Annotated in this window: 12 protein-coding genes and 1 tRNA gene; 3 read left to right on the top strand and 10 right to left on the bottom strand. The window is 59.3% G+C overall.

Annotation, left to right across the window (positions count from 1 at the left end; genetic code table 11):
- Positions 1-33 precede the first annotated feature (33 nt).
- The 5 genes from kdpB to AC05K6_RS01165 form a co-directional block, all read right to left on the bottom strand.
- Positions 34-2,247: a potassium-transporting ATPase subunit KdpB gene (kdpB, locus tag AC05K6_RS01145; RefSeq protein WP_476727527.1), complete on the bottom strand. Its 2,214-nt coding sequence runs from the start codon at positions 2,245-2,247 to the stop codon at positions 34-36.
- Positions 2,244-3,896: a potassium-transporting ATPase subunit KdpA gene (kdpA, locus tag AC05K6_RS01150; protein WP_476727528.1), complete on the bottom strand. Its 1,653-nt coding sequence runs from the start codon at positions 3,894-3,896 to the stop codon at positions 2,244-2,246. Before kdpA ends, kdpB begins: the two co-directional genes overlap by 4 nt.
- Entirely contained in the window at positions 3,893-3,985 is a 93-nt protein-coding gene (gene kdpF, locus AC05K6_RS01155; protein WP_034992682.1) for a K(+)-transporting ATPase subunit F, read from the bottom strand. The genes kdpA and kdpF overlap by 4 nt, the downstream gene beginning before the upstream one ends.
- Positions 3,986-4,181: 196 nt before the next feature.
- Complete coding sequence (malP, locus tag AC05K6_RS01160; protein WP_476727529.1) at positions 4,182-6,563, bottom strand: maltodextrin phosphorylase MalP; 2,382 nt, start codon at positions 6,561-6,563, stop codon at positions 4,182-4,184.
- Between the two features lie 57 nt (positions 6,564-6,620).
- Entirely contained in the window at positions 6,621-7,847 is a 1,227-nt protein-coding gene (locus tag AC05K6_RS01165; protein ID WP_476727530.1) for a YihY/virulence factor BrkB family protein, read from the bottom strand.
- A 110-nt stretch (positions 7,848-7,957) separates the two neighbouring features.
- Between AC05K6_RS01165 and AC05K6_RS01170 the strand changes: the two genes are divergently transcribed.
- Together AC05K6_RS01170 and AC05K6_RS01175 are read left to right on the top strand one after the other, a co-directional pair.
- Positions 7,958-8,030, top strand: a tRNA-Glu gene (locus tag AC05K6_RS01170).
- Between the two features lie 141 nt (positions 8,031-8,171).
- Positions 8,172-9,701, top strand: coding sequence for a peptide MFS transporter (locus AC05K6_RS01175; RefSeq protein WP_476727531.1), 1,530 nt, complete (start codon positions 8,172-8,174; stop codon positions 9,699-9,701).
- A 23-nt stretch (positions 9,702-9,724) separates the two neighbouring features.
- Here AC05K6_RS01175 and AC05K6_RS01180 read toward each other — a convergent pair whose 3' ends face one another.
- From AC05K6_RS01180 to AC05K6_RS01190, 3 genes are read right to left on the bottom strand one after another with little or no spacing between them, the layout of a single operon-like run.
- Positions 9,725-10,816 (bottom strand): M24 family metallopeptidase, encoded by a 1,092-nt coding sequence (locus AC05K6_RS01180; protein WP_476727532.1) that lies wholly within the window; start codon positions 10,814-10,816, stop codon positions 9,725-9,727.
- Entirely contained in the window at positions 10,809-12,641 is a 1,833-nt protein-coding gene (locus AC05K6_RS01185) for a DUF2075 domain-containing protein (RefSeq protein WP_476727533.1), read from the bottom strand. Before AC05K6_RS01185 ends, AC05K6_RS01180 begins: the two co-directional genes overlap by 8 nt.
- Positions 12,642-12,650: 9 nt before the next feature.
- Positions 12,651-13,331 (bottom strand): DUF1707 SHOCT-like domain-containing protein, encoded by a 681-nt coding sequence (locus tag AC05K6_RS01190; RefSeq protein ID WP_476727534.1) that lies wholly within the window; start codon positions 13,329-13,331, stop codon positions 12,651-12,653.
- A gap of 123 nt (positions 13,332-13,454) precedes the next feature.
- Here AC05K6_RS01190 and AC05K6_RS01195 point away from each other — a divergent pair, with 123 nt between their 5' ends.
- Positions 13,455-13,721: a hypothetical protein gene (locus AC05K6_RS01195; RefSeq protein WP_476727535.1), complete on the top strand. Its 267-nt coding sequence runs from the start codon at positions 13,455-13,457 to the stop codon at positions 13,719-13,721.
- Positions 13,722-13,728: 7 nt separating this feature from the next.
- Here AC05K6_RS01195 and AC05K6_RS01200 read toward each other — a convergent pair whose 3' ends face one another.
- Positions 13,729-14,166 (bottom strand): carboxymuconolactone decarboxylase family protein, encoded by a 438-nt coding sequence (locus AC05K6_RS01200; RefSeq protein ID WP_476727536.1) that lies wholly within the window; start codon positions 14,164-14,166, stop codon positions 13,729-13,731.
- A gap of 68 nt (positions 14,167-14,234) precedes the next feature.
- Positions 14,235-14,969 (bottom strand): IclR family transcriptional regulator, encoded by a 735-nt coding sequence (locus AC05K6_RS01205; protein WP_476727537.1) that lies wholly within the window; start codon positions 14,967-14,969, stop codon positions 14,235-14,237.
- Positions 14,970-14,971 lie beyond the last annotated feature (2 nt).

Genomic DNA, 14,971 nt, shown 5'->3' on the forward strand with positions numbered 1-14,971 from the left:
TCAACAGGGGCCGGCAAAAGCAGACCCGCAGGGTTAGAGTCCGAAGACTCCGCAGATAATCAGGTCGATGATCTTGATGCCGATGAACGGCACGATCACACCACCGAGGCCGAAGATGGTCAGGTTTCGCGAGAGCAGGGAGGCTGCGGAACCCGCGCGATACTTCACGCCCTTCAAGGCCAGCGGGATCAGCGCGATAATCACCAGCGCGTTGAAGATCACGGCGGACAGGATCGCGGACTCGGGGGAGTGCAGACGCATGACGTTCAGCGCGGACAGGCCGGGGAAGGCAACCACAAACATCGCCGGGATGATGGCGAAGTATTTCGCAATATCGTTGGCGATACTGAAGGTGGTCAGCGCACCACGGGTAATCAGCAGCTGCTTGCCGATGGCCACCACGTCGATCAGTTTCGTCGGGTCAGAATCCAGATCCACCATGTTGCCGGCCTCCTTGGCGGCGGTGGTGCCGGTGTTCATGGCCACGCCCACGTCGGCTTGAGCCAGGGCAGGAGCGTCGTTAGTGCCGTCGCCGGTCATAGCTACTAGGCGACCTTTAGCTTGTTCCTTGCGGATCAGCTCTAGTTTCTGCTCCGGGGTGGCTTCCGCCAGCACGTCGTCCACACCGGCCTCGGCAGCGATGGCCTTCGCGGTCAGCGCATTATCGCCGGTGACCATGACGGTGCGAATGCCCATCTTGCGTAGCTGCTCGAAGCGCTCGGTCATGCCGGGCTTTACTACGTCTTTCAGGTGAATGACGCCCAAAACTCGGCCGGTGAGGTCTTCACCCTGGGAACCAAGGGCGATTTCGGCGACAACCAGCGCGGTGCCACCACTGTTGGAGATGTCGTTGACGACGTCGGTGATGGAAGGCGGGACGTCACCGCCCAGGTTGGTGACGAGCTTGGCAACCTCGGACGCAGCACCCTTAACGATCCTGCGGCTCGTGGCATTGCTGCGGGCGGACCATTCCGTGTGCTCCCCAGCGCCAGCGGGTAGCTGAATGCCACTCATGCGGGTCTGAGCGGTGAAGGGGATGAACTCGGCCTCGCGGAAGGTTTCTTCGGGAATGACAAATCCAGATTGCTTCTCGGCGAGCTGCACGATGGAGCGGCCTTCTGGAGTTTCGTCGGCCAGCGAGGACAACTGGCAGGCGTAGACGAGCTCTTTCTGGTCGATGCCTTCCATGGCGACGAACTCGCTGGCCTGGCGGTCACCGATGGTGATGGTGCCGGTCTTATCCAACAGCAGGGTGGCAACGTCACCTGCTGCCTCGACGGCTCGGCCGGACATGGCCAGCACATTGTGCTGCACCAGGCGGTCCATACCTGCGATGCCGATGGCGGATAGCAGCGCACCGATGGTGGTGGGGATGAGGCAGACAAGCAGGGCAACCAGCACCACCGGGGACTGTTCTGCGCCGTTGAAAGCAGCCATAGGAGCAAGCGCCAGAACCACGATCATGAAGATGATGGTCAGCACGATCAGCAGGGTGCCCAGAGCCAATTCGTTCGGAGTCTTCTTGCGCTCTGCGCCTTCGACGAGGCCGATCATGCGATCCATAAAGGACTCGCCCGGCTTGCTGGTGACGCGGATAGCGATGGCATCGGAGAGCACGCGGGTACCACCGGTCACGGCGGAGCGGTCACCGCCGGATTCCCGGATAACGGGTGCGGATTCGCCGGTAACAGCGGACTCGTCGACGCTGGCGGCGCCCATGATGACGTCGCCGTCGGCAGGGATCACGTTACCTGCGTTCACCAGAACAATATCGCCCGGCAAGAGGGACTCGCTGGAGACCTCTTCGCTGACGTCTTTAATGCCTGCGCCGGAGTCCTCGAGTGCGCGAGCCAGATGGGGGTCGTTGACGTCGGAACCGCCGAACTTAAGTGCATTGGATTGGGTGCGAGTGGAACGAAGGGCGTCCGCCTGTGCCTTACCGCGGCCTTCGGCAACGGCTTCGGCGAGGGTGGCGAACAACACGGTCAGCCACAGCCACACTGTGATTGACCAGGTAAACAGTGAGGGGTGCGCGATCGCCAAAATGAGGGTGAAAAGCGCGCCGACTTCTACCAGGAACATCACTGGAGTCTTGTACAGCAGGCGCGGGTCCATCTTCTTCAGCGCCAGCGGCAGAGCCTGCTTTAGCTGGGCTGCGGAGAACGCACCTTCGTTCTTCTTGTTGTGCTTGGCTGGAGCCGAGGCACGCTTCGCGGTGGAGCGGGAAGGGGCATTGAGGGTTGTCATGACAGGGCCTCCGTCAACGGGCCGAGAACCAGGGTGGGCAGGAAGGTCAGGGCACCAACGATGATGGCGATGCCGACCATCACTCCCACGAACTGCGGGCGGTGGGTGGGTAGGGTACCGGCGTTTTCAGCAGCCGGCTTTTGCTTAGCGAAATCTCCTGCCAAGGCCAGAGCCATCACGATCGGCAGGAAGCGTCCCAGCAACATGCACAGACCCAGGGTGATGTTGAACCACGGGGTATCGGCACCGAAGCCGGCGAATGCGGAACCGTTGTTGTTGGAGGCCGATGTGTAGGCGTACACAATGTCGCTAAAGCCGTGCGGTCCATCGGCAGAAATCGACTCGCGGGTGTCTGGCAGCATGGCGGAAATACCTACGCCTGCCAGCACCAACGTTGGCATAACCAGGATGTACAGGCTCACCTTGGTGATCTCGGAAACGCCGATGCGCTTGCCCAGATACTCCGGGGTACGGCCAACCATCAGGCCGGCGACGAACACGCTGAGCAGGGCGATCATGAGCATGCCGTAGAGGCCGGTGCCCACGCCGCCGGGGGAGATCTCGCCCAGCATCATGTCCAGGATCAGCATGCCGCCCGCGAGTGGGTGGTAACTCGAGTGGAAGGAGTCCACCGCGCCCGTGGACGTCATCGTGGTGGTGACCGCGAAGAAGGAGGAAGGCAGCACGCCCAGGCGGTATTCCTTACCTTCCATACCGCCACCCTGGAATGCGGCCAGGGAGGTCTCGCTGGACATCACGACTGCCAGGGAGGAGAAGTACAGCACAGCCATGGCTGCGAGAACGGCCCAGCCCTGACGAGTGTCGTTCACCATCTTGCCGAAGGTGCGGGTCAGGCTAACCGGGATCACCAGGATGAGGAAGATCTCCAGCATGTTGGTCCATGCATTCGGGTTCTCGAACGGGTGAGCGGAGTTGGCGTTGAAGTAGCCGCCACCGTTGGTGCCCAGCTCCTTAATGACCTCCTGCGATGCCACTGCACCGCCCGGGATGGTCTGCTGGCCACCCGTAATCGTCTCGACGGTGGTCGGGGCGTGGAAGTTCTGGATCGCACCCTGAGAGATCAGCAGGATCGCACCGATGATTGCCATCGGCAGCAGGATGCGGAACACAGCACGGGTCAGATCCACCCAGAAGTTGCCGATCTGGCCGTTGCCCATGCGGTTGGCCAGGCCACGGATCAGTGCGATGGCCACGGTAATGCCTACCGCGGCGGAAACGAAGTTCTGTACAGCCAGGCCAGCCATCTGGGTGAGGATGGTCATGGCTTCCTCACCGGAGTAAGACTGCCAGTTGGTGTTAGTCGTGAAGGAAACAGCGGTGTTCCACGCCTGATCCCAGTGCACGGGTTCCTTACCGTGGTTCAGGGGAAGCCACTGCTGCACGCGCTGCAACAGGTAGACGAACACGACGCTGATAGCGGAAAACGCCAGCAGGCTTGCACAGTAGCGAGTCCACTTCTGCTGGCCGTCGGGGTTTACACCGATGAGTCGGTAGAAGCCACGCTCGAAGCCATTGTGCTTCTTAGCAGTGAACGTGGTGGCCATGTAGTTGCCCAGCGGCACATAGAACGCTGCGAGGGCAATAATGACCGTGATGACAGGGATCCACCCTGTGATGCTGCCACTCATGAGAACTTCTCCGGGTTCAACAGGGCAACCAAAAGGTAGATGATGGCAAGGATCCCCAGGACCCCACCGACGATCAGTTCCCAGCTCATAGCTTATCCACCGCCTTCAAGGCGGCACCCATTGCGCCGAACAGCGCGCAGGTTACTGCAACCATTACAAAGTCAAAAAGCATGGGAATATAACAACACTGTTGTCACCCCATGCTTATGACTCTTTACGCTTTCTTAACGCCCCTCCTTAACACCGCCTTTTGACGCCCCGACCTGCGCCGGTGCCGGCGGATGATTATTCGCCAGCGATTGGCGTAGGTTGCAGCTTCCAGACCTCAGTGGCGTAGTCACGGATCGTCCGGTCAGAGGAGAACCGTCCCGATTCGCAGATATTCACCCATGCCTTTTGTGCCCAACCCTGTGGGTTCGCAGCGTAGTCAGCGGCCATGCGGTCGCGAACATCGCGGTAGTCTGCGAAGTCGCCCAGCACGTAATAGGTATCGGATGCGTCCTCGCCGAAGCCGTGGATCAGCGACTGCTTCAGATCGTAGAACCATCCCGTGTAGTCATCGTGCAGGGTGCCGTTATCCAGCGCATCGAGGGTGCGTTTCAGCCCCGGCACGGACTCGTAGAGCTCATAGGGCTTGTATTCGGCGCGCAGCTCCGGCAGCTCCTCTTCGCGGGCGCCGAAGATGTAGGCGTTTTCTTCACCGACCGAGTCCACGATCTCCACGTTCGCGCCGTCCATGGTGCCCAGCGTCAGCGCACCGTTCATCATGAACTTCATATTGGAGGTGCCGGAGGCTTCCTTACCCGCCGTAGAAATCTGCTCCGACACATCGGAGGCCGGCAGGATGTGCTCGGCGGGGGAGACATTGTAGTTCTCGACGAACACGATCTTGAGCAGCGGGGAGACCACCGGGTCGTTGTTTACTAGATCCGCGATCGCGTTGATGAGCTTGATGATCGCCTTCGCCCGCGTATAACCCGGCGCGGCCTTCGCGCCGAAGATCACCGTGCGCGGCGGCAGGTCGCGCTGGTGATCCTCCTTGATACGGAAGTACAGATCCAGCACGTACAGCGCGTTGAGGAGCTGGCGCTTGTATTCGTGCAGGCGCTTGATCTGTACATCGAAGATGGAGTTCGGGTCGACGACCACGCCCTGGCGCTCGGCGATCCACTCGGCGAAGTCGTGCTTGTTGGCAGCCTTGATCTCGCGGAGCTCCTGCATGACCGCCGGGTCGGAGGAGTAGCTGCGCAATTCCTTGAGCTTGTCGAGGTCGGTGACCCAGGCGTCACTACCCGAAAGGCGAGTAAGCAGCGCAGACAGGCGCGGGTTAATCATCCGCAGCCAGCGACGCGGTGTTACACCATTGGTCTTGTTGTTGAACTTCTCAGGCCACAGCGCAAACCAATCGCCGAGGGTTTCGCGCTTGATGATCTCCGTGTGGAGTGCGGCCACGCCGTTGATGGAGTACGCGGCGTAGCAGGCGATCCACGCCATGTGCACCACACCGTGTTGGATGGGGGCCATTCTTTGGATGGTGACGCTATCCATTCCCTCCGCCGAGCGCTCGATGCGGAAGCGACGGTCGATCTCGGCGATGATCTCCCACACACGCCAGAACAGCTGTTGGAAGATCTGCTGATCCCACTGCTCCAGAGCCTCGGTGAGGACGGTGTGGTTGGTGTAGGCGAAGGTGTTGGAAACGATCTCCCAGGATTCCTCCCAGCCCATGCCGTGCTCGTCCATCAGCAGACGCATGAGCTCCGGAATGGCCAGCACCGGGTGAGTGTCGTTGAGCTGCACGGAGTGGAAATCTGCGAAGTTCTTCAGGTCACCGTGCTGAGCCAGGTGGCTGCGAATCATCGCCTGCAGGGAGGCAGAGGTGAAGAAGTACTGCTGGCGCACGCGCAGCTTCTTGCCCTCGTAGGTGGTGTCGTTCGGGTACAGCACGCGGCAGATATCGCTGACGCGTTCGCGCTCGATGATGGCGTCGGTAAAACGCTGGGAATTGAAAGCGTCGTAATCGAACTCTTCCCACGGTTCAGACTTCCACAAGCGCAGGGTGCCGACGTTGCGAGTCCCGTAGCCGGTGATGGGCATGTCATAGGGAATCGCGCGGACCTTCATATCATCGAAGTGCACGACCAACTGGTCGGAGGCACGGCGGATGGTGAAGGGATACTCCTCCTCGCGCCATGGATCCGGGCGCTCCACCTGGAAGCCATTGTCGAAGGACTGACGGAATAGTCCGTAGCGGTAGAGGATGCCGTAGCCGGTGACGGGGTAGTCCTGAGTGACGGCGGAATCCAGGAAACAGGCCGCCAGGCGACCCAAGCCACCGTTTCCTAGGGCTGCGTCGTTTTCTACCTCCAGCACGTCAGCCAGTTCGTGGCCCAGCTCACGGGTAGCGGCCTGTGCCTCCTCGACGAGACCGAGGTTGGTGAGGTTATTTAACAGCGCGCGACCCATCAGGAACTCGGCGGAGAAATAGTGCTGCTGGCGGGTTGCAGCATAGGCAGAGCGGGTGCGCTCCCAATCGTCGGCGATGCGCTCCTGGATGCTGCGGGAGAGTCCCGTCCAGAACTTGCGGGTGGATGCTTGCTGGGGCGGTGTACCTGCGGCAGCGCGGACGTGGCCGCCAATGGCAGTGGAGTTTAGTTCGTGGCTCATAGGTACTGATTCTATGGTGCCGGAGGGGAACTCGCTGGTCGGGAATAGGGCAGGGGGCTAGTGCTCCAGGAACCTCCGCGCATCTTGCCGAAGCGAGTCCTGCAGCCGGTTGAACCCATCCACCGATTCGTCCGATGTCGGGGGAGCCTGGATAATCTCGCTGGAATCTAGCCCAGCTTGCAGCTCACGGGCGCGCGTGATCTCCGCATCCAGCTTCAACCCCATCAGCAGCAGGGTATTGGCCACGATCAACCCTAGGAACCCTGCGATGAGGCCGCCCAAAGCGCCATACATGCCGAAGTGCAGAAAGCCATTCAGGTACAGCTTTACGACCAGCGCCACCAGGATGATTCCAACAAAGGCGAACACCGAGCCGACTGTGAGCCAGCGGAAGCGCCCATAGCTCACGTTCGGCGCCACGTGGTAGAGCGCGGCGATGAGGAAGGTCGACAGTATGGCGATCACCGGCCACCGAAGGTAGCCCCAGATCGGAAGGAAGTCCTGGACAATAAAACGCTCCAGCCACTTCAGGTGCAGGGGTTCGGCAAAGCGGTCGAAAAGTGGCGTCAATAGGTCACCGCGGAAGAAGAAAGCCACCGCAACAAGTACGAGTCCCAGAACCAGAAGAAACGTCAGGCCCCACATGGCCAGCCATGTGCGCACGATATTGCGGCCCTCTCGCCGTCCGTAGAGGCCGTTGGCACTGCGCGAAAATGCGCGGACATAGGCCGAGGAGGAGAACAGGGCGATAATCACACTCACCGTCAGTGTGACAACTGATTGTTGGGTGGAACCGATAATGACGTCCACGATTGTGCGCGCGTTGTCGGCGAAAGTTTCGGGGACGTTCTCGTCGATGAATTGGTCGGTGAGGTCAGTAACCTGTTTGCGGTTCTGATCCAGCACCAGGGTGGTGATGGAGTAGAACGCGGTGAGAGTCGGGATCGCCGTCAGCAACGTAAAGAAGCTCAAGACCGCACCCCGATCCATCATGGCGCGGAAGAAAAACTCGAAGTACAGGCGCTTGGCGATAAGCGGCCATGCCTTCGGGCCGACAAACCGGTTCTTGCTGGTGACCTTTTCGCGGTACTCCGCACGGCTCAGCGCCACGATGCCCTCGCCGCCTTCGGCGCTGACGATGCGTCGCGGGGTGTGTTTCTTTTCCCGCACCTTCTTAATGACGCCACCCGCGCCCCCAGTATCCTCTGCGCCCTGCGCAATCGCGCGTGGGGCATCGCCGAGCGCGTGGGCAGGGGAGTTCGAAGGCGTGGTTGAAGAGTGCATCAACGAACAAACTAGCAGGTACGAGCAGGGATTAGGTGGATTGGCACTGCGTTGTGTAGAGTTCTCCCTGCTGCTTGAAGAAGCACGCGTGCCAGTTTTGTGGCACACGCGCCCCGTTCGTCTAGCGGCCTAGGACGCCGGCCTCTCACGCCGGTAACACGGGTTCAAATCCCGTACGGGGTACAACATTTTAGCACGGCTTACGGGTCGTGCTTTTTCCTTTTGTGGGACGGTGGGCGGTAAAACCGTTTTCGCGCAGCAATCTTCCCCAAATTTTTTGCCGATGGCTTCGTTAATCCGCAATCGGTGTGATGGAATTAACGAATGACTTCTCAAGCAAACCCGGAGGATTCTCCCGCACCAGACGGAGCCTCCACAGCAACCGCGCATTCTTCTAGCGCGCACCAGAACGAACGGACGTTCTTCGGCCACCCCTTCGGTCTAGCAAACCTCTCGGGCGTGGAGATGTGGGAGCGCTTCAGCTTCTACGGCCTCCAGGCGCTGCTGGCGTACTACCTGTACTACACCGTTGCTGACGGTGGCCTGGGGATGGAAAAGTCCACCGCCCTCTCTATCGTCGGTGCCTACGGTGGCTTGGTGTACCTGACCGGCGTGGCGGGCGCCTGGGTGGCCGACCGTATCCTCTCCGCGGAACGCACGCTGTTCTACTCCGCAGTGCTAGTGATGTTGGGCCACATCAGCTTGGCGCTATTGCCGGGCTATGTCGGCGTCACCCTCGGCCTGGTGTTCATCGCCGTTGGCTCCGGTGCTCTCAAGACGACCTCCCAGGTGGTCCTCGGTTCTCTGTACTCGCACGATGATCCCCGTCGCGACGGCGGTTTCTCTATCTACTACATGGGCGTGAACATCGGTGGCCTGCTCGGCCCGCTGATCACCAACGCGCTGTGGGGCTGGAAGGGCTTCCACTGGGGCTTCGGTGTCGCCGCCGTGATGATGGCCATCGGCTTGATCCAGTACACCGCTCTGCGAAAGCAGACCATCCGCGATGCGGGCCACGATGTAGTGAACCCGCTGCCGCACAAGAAGTACCTCCCGGTCTTCCTCGGTGCTGTTGTAGCGGTGGCTGCTTTCGTTCTGCTGTTCGTCACGGGCGTGCTGAAGGTAGCGCAGCTGTCCAACATTGCGGCTCTGCTCGCCGCGGTTATCGCCATTGTCCTGTGGATTCAGATGTACCGTTCCCCTCTGACCACGGATATTGAACGTTCCCGCCTCGTTGGTTTTGTCCCTATGTTCGTGGCATCCGTCGCGTTCTGGTCGCTGTTCCAGCAGCAGTTCACCGTGATTGCGCTGTACTCCGACGAGCGCCTGAACCGCAACCTGTTCGGCATCGAGGTTCCTCCGGGCATGGTGCAGTCCATCAACCCGCTGTTCATTATTTTGTTCGCCGCTGTGTTCGGCGCTTTGTGGACGAAGCTGGGGGACAAGCAGCCTTCCTACGCAGTGAAGTTCTCCATGGCCCTTGGCCTGATTGGCGTGGCGCTGCTGCTGTTCATCCCGTTTGCCGGTGGTGGCGCGAACTCCACGCCGATGTGGGTGATGGTGCTGATTCTGTTCCTGTTCACCATGGGCGAGCTGATGCTGAGCCCGGTGGGTAACTCCATGGCCACCCGTTTGGCGCCGAAGGCGTTCCCCACCCGTATGTTCGGCCTGTGGCAGCTATCTATCAGCCTGGGTACTGCTCTTTCGGGCAGCCTGGCGGGCTTCTACAACCCGGACGACGCCTCCGCGGAGCGCACCTACTTCCTCGCGATGTTCGCGGTCATGATTGCCCTCGGCGCGCTCATCTTCCTGGCGCGGAAGTGGATCGTTAAGAAGTTCGTGGACGTCCACTAACTTCCAACTAGGTTTTCCCCCTCTCACCCCACGCGCACTAGCTCGTGGGGTGTTTTGTTGATGGGCTCTACGTTTTTGGACGCCACAATCACAATGTCTTCGATGCGTGCGCCCCACTTACCGGGGATGTAGATGCCCGGTTCGATGGAGAAGGCCATGCCCTCCTCGATTACGAAGTCGTTGCCGGCGATGATGTACGGCTCTTCGTGGCAGGATAGGCCGATTCCGTGGCCGGTGCGGTGGATGTAGTACTCGCCGTAGCCGGCCTCGTCGATAATGTCGCGGACGACCTTGTCCACCTCGCCGGCGGTGACACCCGGCTTGGCGAACTCCAGCCCGGCTTCCTGGGCGCGCTGCAGGACGTCATAAATCTCCTGCTGCTCGTCCGTGGGCTCGCCGACTACATAGGTACGGGTGCAGTCGGAGTGGTAGCCGCTGGCCAGGGTGCCGCCGATGTCGACAACCACCACGTCGCCATCTTCGATGACGCGATCGGAATGGTCGTGGTGCGGATCAGCGCCGTGGGGGCCGGAGCCGACGATGATGAAGTCCACCACCTCGTGCTCTTCGAGGATGAGGCGTTCCAGCTGCTTCGCAACGTCGTTCTCAGTCACGCCTGCGCGTAGCAGGTTCGGGACCTGGCGGTGGACTTCGTCGATGGCAGCACTGGCGCGGCGTAGCTCGGAAAGTTCTTCGGCATCCTTGCGGATGAATGCCTGGGCGAGCACCTGGGTGGCGTTGACAGTGGAGATGCCGCGGGACTGCAGTTCCAGCAGATGATCGGCGGTCATGGCAGCGCTGACAGCGTAGGAACCTTCGGAGATATGGCCGTAGGGGTCTTCGCCGTCGTTCCACCCGATGATCTCGATGCCGAGCTTGCCGGCGACGGACTTCTTCAAGTCAGCGACGTCCACGCCGGGGACGATGATGCGGGTGGCGTCATTAGTAAGAACCAGAGCCGTGAACCGCTCGTGGGTGCTGATCTTCGACGAGATCAGGTACTCCATGTCGGGGCCGGGCGTGGCGATGACGCCGTCCAGGCCGGCTTGCGCGGCGATATCGCGGACGGTGGCGAGGCGCTTGCTAAACGTTTCGACTGGGAAAAATTCACTCATGGCACCCAGGGTACGCGCCTGGGGTGAGTCTCTGAGCCTTCAACAGGGCTTCGCGAAGCTCGTCGTCGCAGGCGTAGACAAAGAGGCCATGAACACCTCGAGTCATCAGCACATATAACTGATTCCATAGGAGTGTATCTGAGAAAATTCCTTTGCCGGAGCCATCGCTCAACGTTCGCCTATTCGTTGCTGCTCGGAAGTAACTCTCATCTGGAGAAATTACAATCTGTCCATCTCGTAGCTTCACCGAGGGGCCAATGATCACTCCTACGTAATTCAGGTCGAAGCCCTGAATGGTGTATACCGAGCCAACTTCGTTAATCGTTTGAGGCTGTTCTGCCCAAGAAAGATTCTTTTTCTTCACCTTGGCATCAACCGTGATTTCTCTATTCCAAGGCATAGAGAAGTCACCTATGGTTACGCTCCATAAACCAGTACCATCGGGCTTCTTTTTAGAATGGTATGGCCAGTCGTAAGTTGCGACCATTCTGCTTAAGCCGCGATCGGTCTTGGATGCTTTTCTGACGATTGCATCTCGCATATCCTTCACATCTGTGAAAAAGCGAACATGGTAACCCTCACGATCTCGATAATTGGTGTCTAGCGAGAGGTTAGAAATCGTACGGTTCTCGAAAAAGGATTTGAACCAGTTGAGAGTTTCCTGGGAGGCAGACATACGCATTTGATTCTTCAGAAGAATCTTTGAGTACCTATCTTCCGGGACAAGTTCGTGAGGTTCTTTCTCCCACCATTGATTAGCCTGCAGAACCTGACGTGCATCATAGACTGCGATGGTTACCTTTGCGCGTTCGATGATATCTAGTAGTTGGTGATCGCCTCGGTAGCTTTGCTTACCTTGAGTCCACAACAGGTGTGCTTCGTCGATCAGTGCCAGGTCAATCTTTTCGTCAGGAGAGTGTTGCTCGATAAACCTCGTCGGTTTTAAAACGGTTTCGTTGGCTTTCGAGTGGAGTCCTAGCTTTTCAGCAATTTGAGTGTAGACATTCACCTGTTCGTCGTGGTTAACAATCAGATAGCAATTTAGTTGGCGTTCCTCACCAGATTTGGTGATGACCGGGTTTTGCATAATGTCGTAGAAAAGACTACTAAGCAGCACGGTTTTTCCGGCTCCTGCCTCACCTTCGACCATGACAAGATTGCCACGAGAGCCTGTGTGAATCTTGTCGTAGAGAACCTCCATGATTTCACGCTTGGCCTTGATCTGTTCTTCGGTCAAGCTGTGGAAAGGAGAGGCCTTGTAAAGAGCGGAGTCGTAAATCTTCTCCAGTTCCGGAAACAAATTTTGATCAACAGTCTGTAGCTGTCCCCAAATTTCATGGAATACCTCGTCAAAGCGCTCTTTAGTGTAATAGTCCAGCTGGTCATTACTTCGCCGGTTCTCGAGCTTTTTTACAGATTCGACGCTCGAGAGCATCAGCATTAGACGATTCTCCACGTCGAGTGTCAATGATTTATTGAAAAGTTCATGCCCGAGAATGATGAGGCTACTATTTTTAGAATCCTTGAGCTTTGTCCAGTCAGCATCATCCTTGCGTGTATTTTTAAGATGCGACGTGGTGCGTTGGATAATATCTGTGGTTTCACCTACATATGCGGTATAAGGTTTCGCATGTGTCTTTTCTTCATTCTTGATGACATATACGACCGGAAAATTGTAAAGAAGGTCATCGTCGGTTTTGATCTTTTGATCTCGATAAGCTGCTAAATGGTCATTTTCTTCACGATAGGCCTTTAGCTGCTGAACGCCTGCCTCGCTGAAACGGATTTCTTGGTAGGTTGCTCTTGTTCCGGGCTGCTTTCGCATATTTTGCTCCTAACCCCGCACAACCTTCACGGTCACACCGCCGAAGACCGAAAGTCCACGGATCTTTAGCAGGGGAGCGTTCGCAGGCAGACTGCCGGGGTGGATCGCGCCGCTTTCCACGATCAGCTCTGAACCGCCGAAAATGCCCAGGTTGCCCATATCCACGCGCACGCCCTCCGGCACCACAACGTCCACACCACCAAAGGTGGAGTTCAGCCACAGCGTGGTCACGGGATCGCTAAATCTGCAGTGGCGGAGGTCAAAATCAGTCCCGCCGAACACAGTGAAGTTCCAGTGGTTCTTCGGCAACACCCCTGCAGACTTTTCTGTTCCACCGAAAATAGTAAGGCTGAAGCCCGTCTCGGACCCCTCGCCAGTCACGATGTTCTGCGCCTGCGCAAGCACAAGCTCACGGTGGCGTTGGGCGTCCGAACTCTCGCCAGTTTCGGCGACGTCACCGGTCGCGCGGCGCTCAACCGCACCCGCCCCAAAGAGCACCGCTGCAGGCTCGTCCACCAAATCATCCAGAAGATCCACCAACTCGCTACGCTGGATCGCAGCATGCGCCTTGCCCGAGCGCTCGTCGAACTCCGAGATGCTCAGCTGCCCATTGGCCATCGCTTCGGACAGCGCCCCCACAGTGGCAGAACGCTCCTGGTCAGTGCAGCGCTTGTCCTTATAATCGCTCATAGATTCACCCTACGTCAGGAGGCTCCCATTCTCTCCCCATATCGCGTAAACCTGGACTGGCTCTGGGGCACCCCGCCCGGCAACGACGGCACGCCCGCCACGGTTCGCGCCGTTCTTTTTGGTGTGGACGCCCACACGTCAGCCGAAGCCTGGCTCCGTACCCTATCGGCGGATGAAGACGGCCGGCGTGGTGAGGGCGGCTGGGGTGCCGAGCTCGCCAACGCTGGCGCGACGGATGAATCGGCGATGGTGGACATCACCTCCGCGGGCGAGGATGTCGCCGATGGCATCGAGGACGGCACGGAGAACCTCTACAACTTCCTGGCCTCCCGTGCCGACGAGCTGGATTCCGAGCTGACGGTGGAGTGGCGGGAGCTGCCGCGTACCTAGCGCACGGCTAGTTGTCGTCTCCCTCCAGCGGGCCGAGCTCCGCCACCAGCACCTCCTGGGCAACCTTCATGGCCGACAGTGCCGCCGGGGCTCCGCAGTAGCCCGAGGCATGGATGATCGCCTCCGTGATCTCCGTGCGAGTCAGACCATTTTCCAACGCACCGCGGACGTGCCCGCGCAACTCCTCAGTCGCGCGCAATGCCACCAGCATGCCGATGTTCAACAGGCTGCGGTCGCGGCGGGCCAGGCCGTCGCGCGTCCACACAGAACCCCAGACGGTTTCGGTGACATGCTTCTGCAGTGCCTCGCCATCAGAGCCCGCGTTACGTTCCAGGGCGACATCGACGAAGGCATCACCCATGACCTCCCGGCGGACTTGAATGCCTGCGTCGTAGCGCTTGTCGTTTGTGGCCGGGTTTGTTCTTGCGGAATCGTCTCTGGTCATGGCGTCAGTTTCTCCTTCAATGTGCGGGCGAGCGTGTTGTACAAAAATTTTTTGCTGGCAGCCAATGGCTACTTTCGCAGTAGGTCCTCCAGCAGTCGGGCGGCTTCCTTGAGATCCGCGCCGAATTTCTCAGCCGGGTGTTCGCCCATGCGGGCCACGGGGCCAGAGATGGAAAGGCAGGCAATCACCGTTCGGTTTTGCGCGTCCGCCCCGAAGACCGGCACAGAGGCCGAAGCGAGGGAGGGGTCGCGCTCGGCGGAGGATTCCGCAATGCCATCGGCAGCGATCTGCTCTAGATCCTTGCGGGAGTAGGCGGCATGGGGGAGCACCTGATTCTGGAATGCCTCCGGCGCATAGGCAACCAACAGCTTGGCTGCAGAGCCCGCGTTCAACGTCATCCGGTGGCCCACCGGAACCGTGTCCCGCAGACCTGTGGCGGGTTCGGCGTTGGCGATGCACACGCGTTCCATTCCGGAAAGGCGATATAGCTGCACGGACTCGCCAGTCTTTGCCATGAGGTCGGGGAGGATGAACTCTGCGGCGGCCTCCAGACGGGAAGAGGTAGACGGCGCCATCTCGGCCAAGGCTGGACCAGTGACCCACGCACCGTCCACCCCGCGCTCGATCAATCTGTGTTTCTCTAACGCGACGGCGATGCGATGCGCCGTGGCGCGCGGCAGGCCGGTGATGGCGCACAGGTCGGAAAGATTGCGAGGTTCTGCTGCGATGACCGATAGGATGAAGATCGCTCGGTCCAAAACTTGAATACCGCTAGTTGCGGGAATTTCCGTATTGTGTCCCATGA

The sequence above is a fragment of the Corynebacterium sp. TUM25020 genome, assembly GCF_056388495.1.

Coding starts and splice junctions, on each gene's coding strand:
- kdpB (WP_476727527.1), bottom strand. CDS start 2,247: ATGACAACCCTCAATGCCCCTTCCCGCTCCACCGCGAAGCGTGCCTCG.
- kdpA (WP_476727528.1), bottom strand. CDS start 3,896: ATGAGTGGCAGCATCACAGGGTGGATCCCTGTCATCACGGTCATTATT.
- kdpF (WP_034992682.1), bottom strand. CDS start 3,985: ATGAGCTGGGAACTGATCGTCGGTGGGGTCCTGGGGATCCTTGCCATC.
- malP (WP_476727529.1), bottom strand. CDS start 6,563: ATGAGCCACGAACTAAACTCCACTGCCATTGGCGGCCACGTCCGCGCT.
- AC05K6_RS01165 (WP_476727530.1), bottom strand. CDS start 7,847: ATGCACTCTTCAACCACGCCTTCGAACTCCCCTGCCCACGCGCTCGGC.
- AC05K6_RS01175 (WP_476727531.1), top strand. CDS start 8,172: ATGACTTCTCAAGCAAACCCGGAGGATTCTCCCGCACCAGACGGAGCC.
- AC05K6_RS01180 (WP_476727532.1), bottom strand. CDS start 10,816: ATGAGTGAATTTTTCCCAGTCGAAACGTTTAGCAAGCGCCTCGCCACC.
- AC05K6_RS01185 (WP_476727533.1), bottom strand. CDS start 12,641: ATGCGAAAGCAGCCCGGAACAAGAGCAACCTACCAAGAAATCCGTTTC.
- AC05K6_RS01190 (WP_476727534.1), bottom strand. CDS start 13,331: ATGAGCGATTATAAGGACAAGCGCTGCACTGACCAGGAGCGTTCTGCC.
- AC05K6_RS01200 (WP_476727536.1), bottom strand. CDS start 14,166: ATGACCAGAGACGATTCCGCAAGAACAAACCCGGCCACAAACGACAAG.
- AC05K6_RS01205 (WP_476727537.1), bottom strand. CDS start 14,969: ATGGGACACAATACGGAAATTCCCGCAACTAGCGGTATTCAAGTTTTG.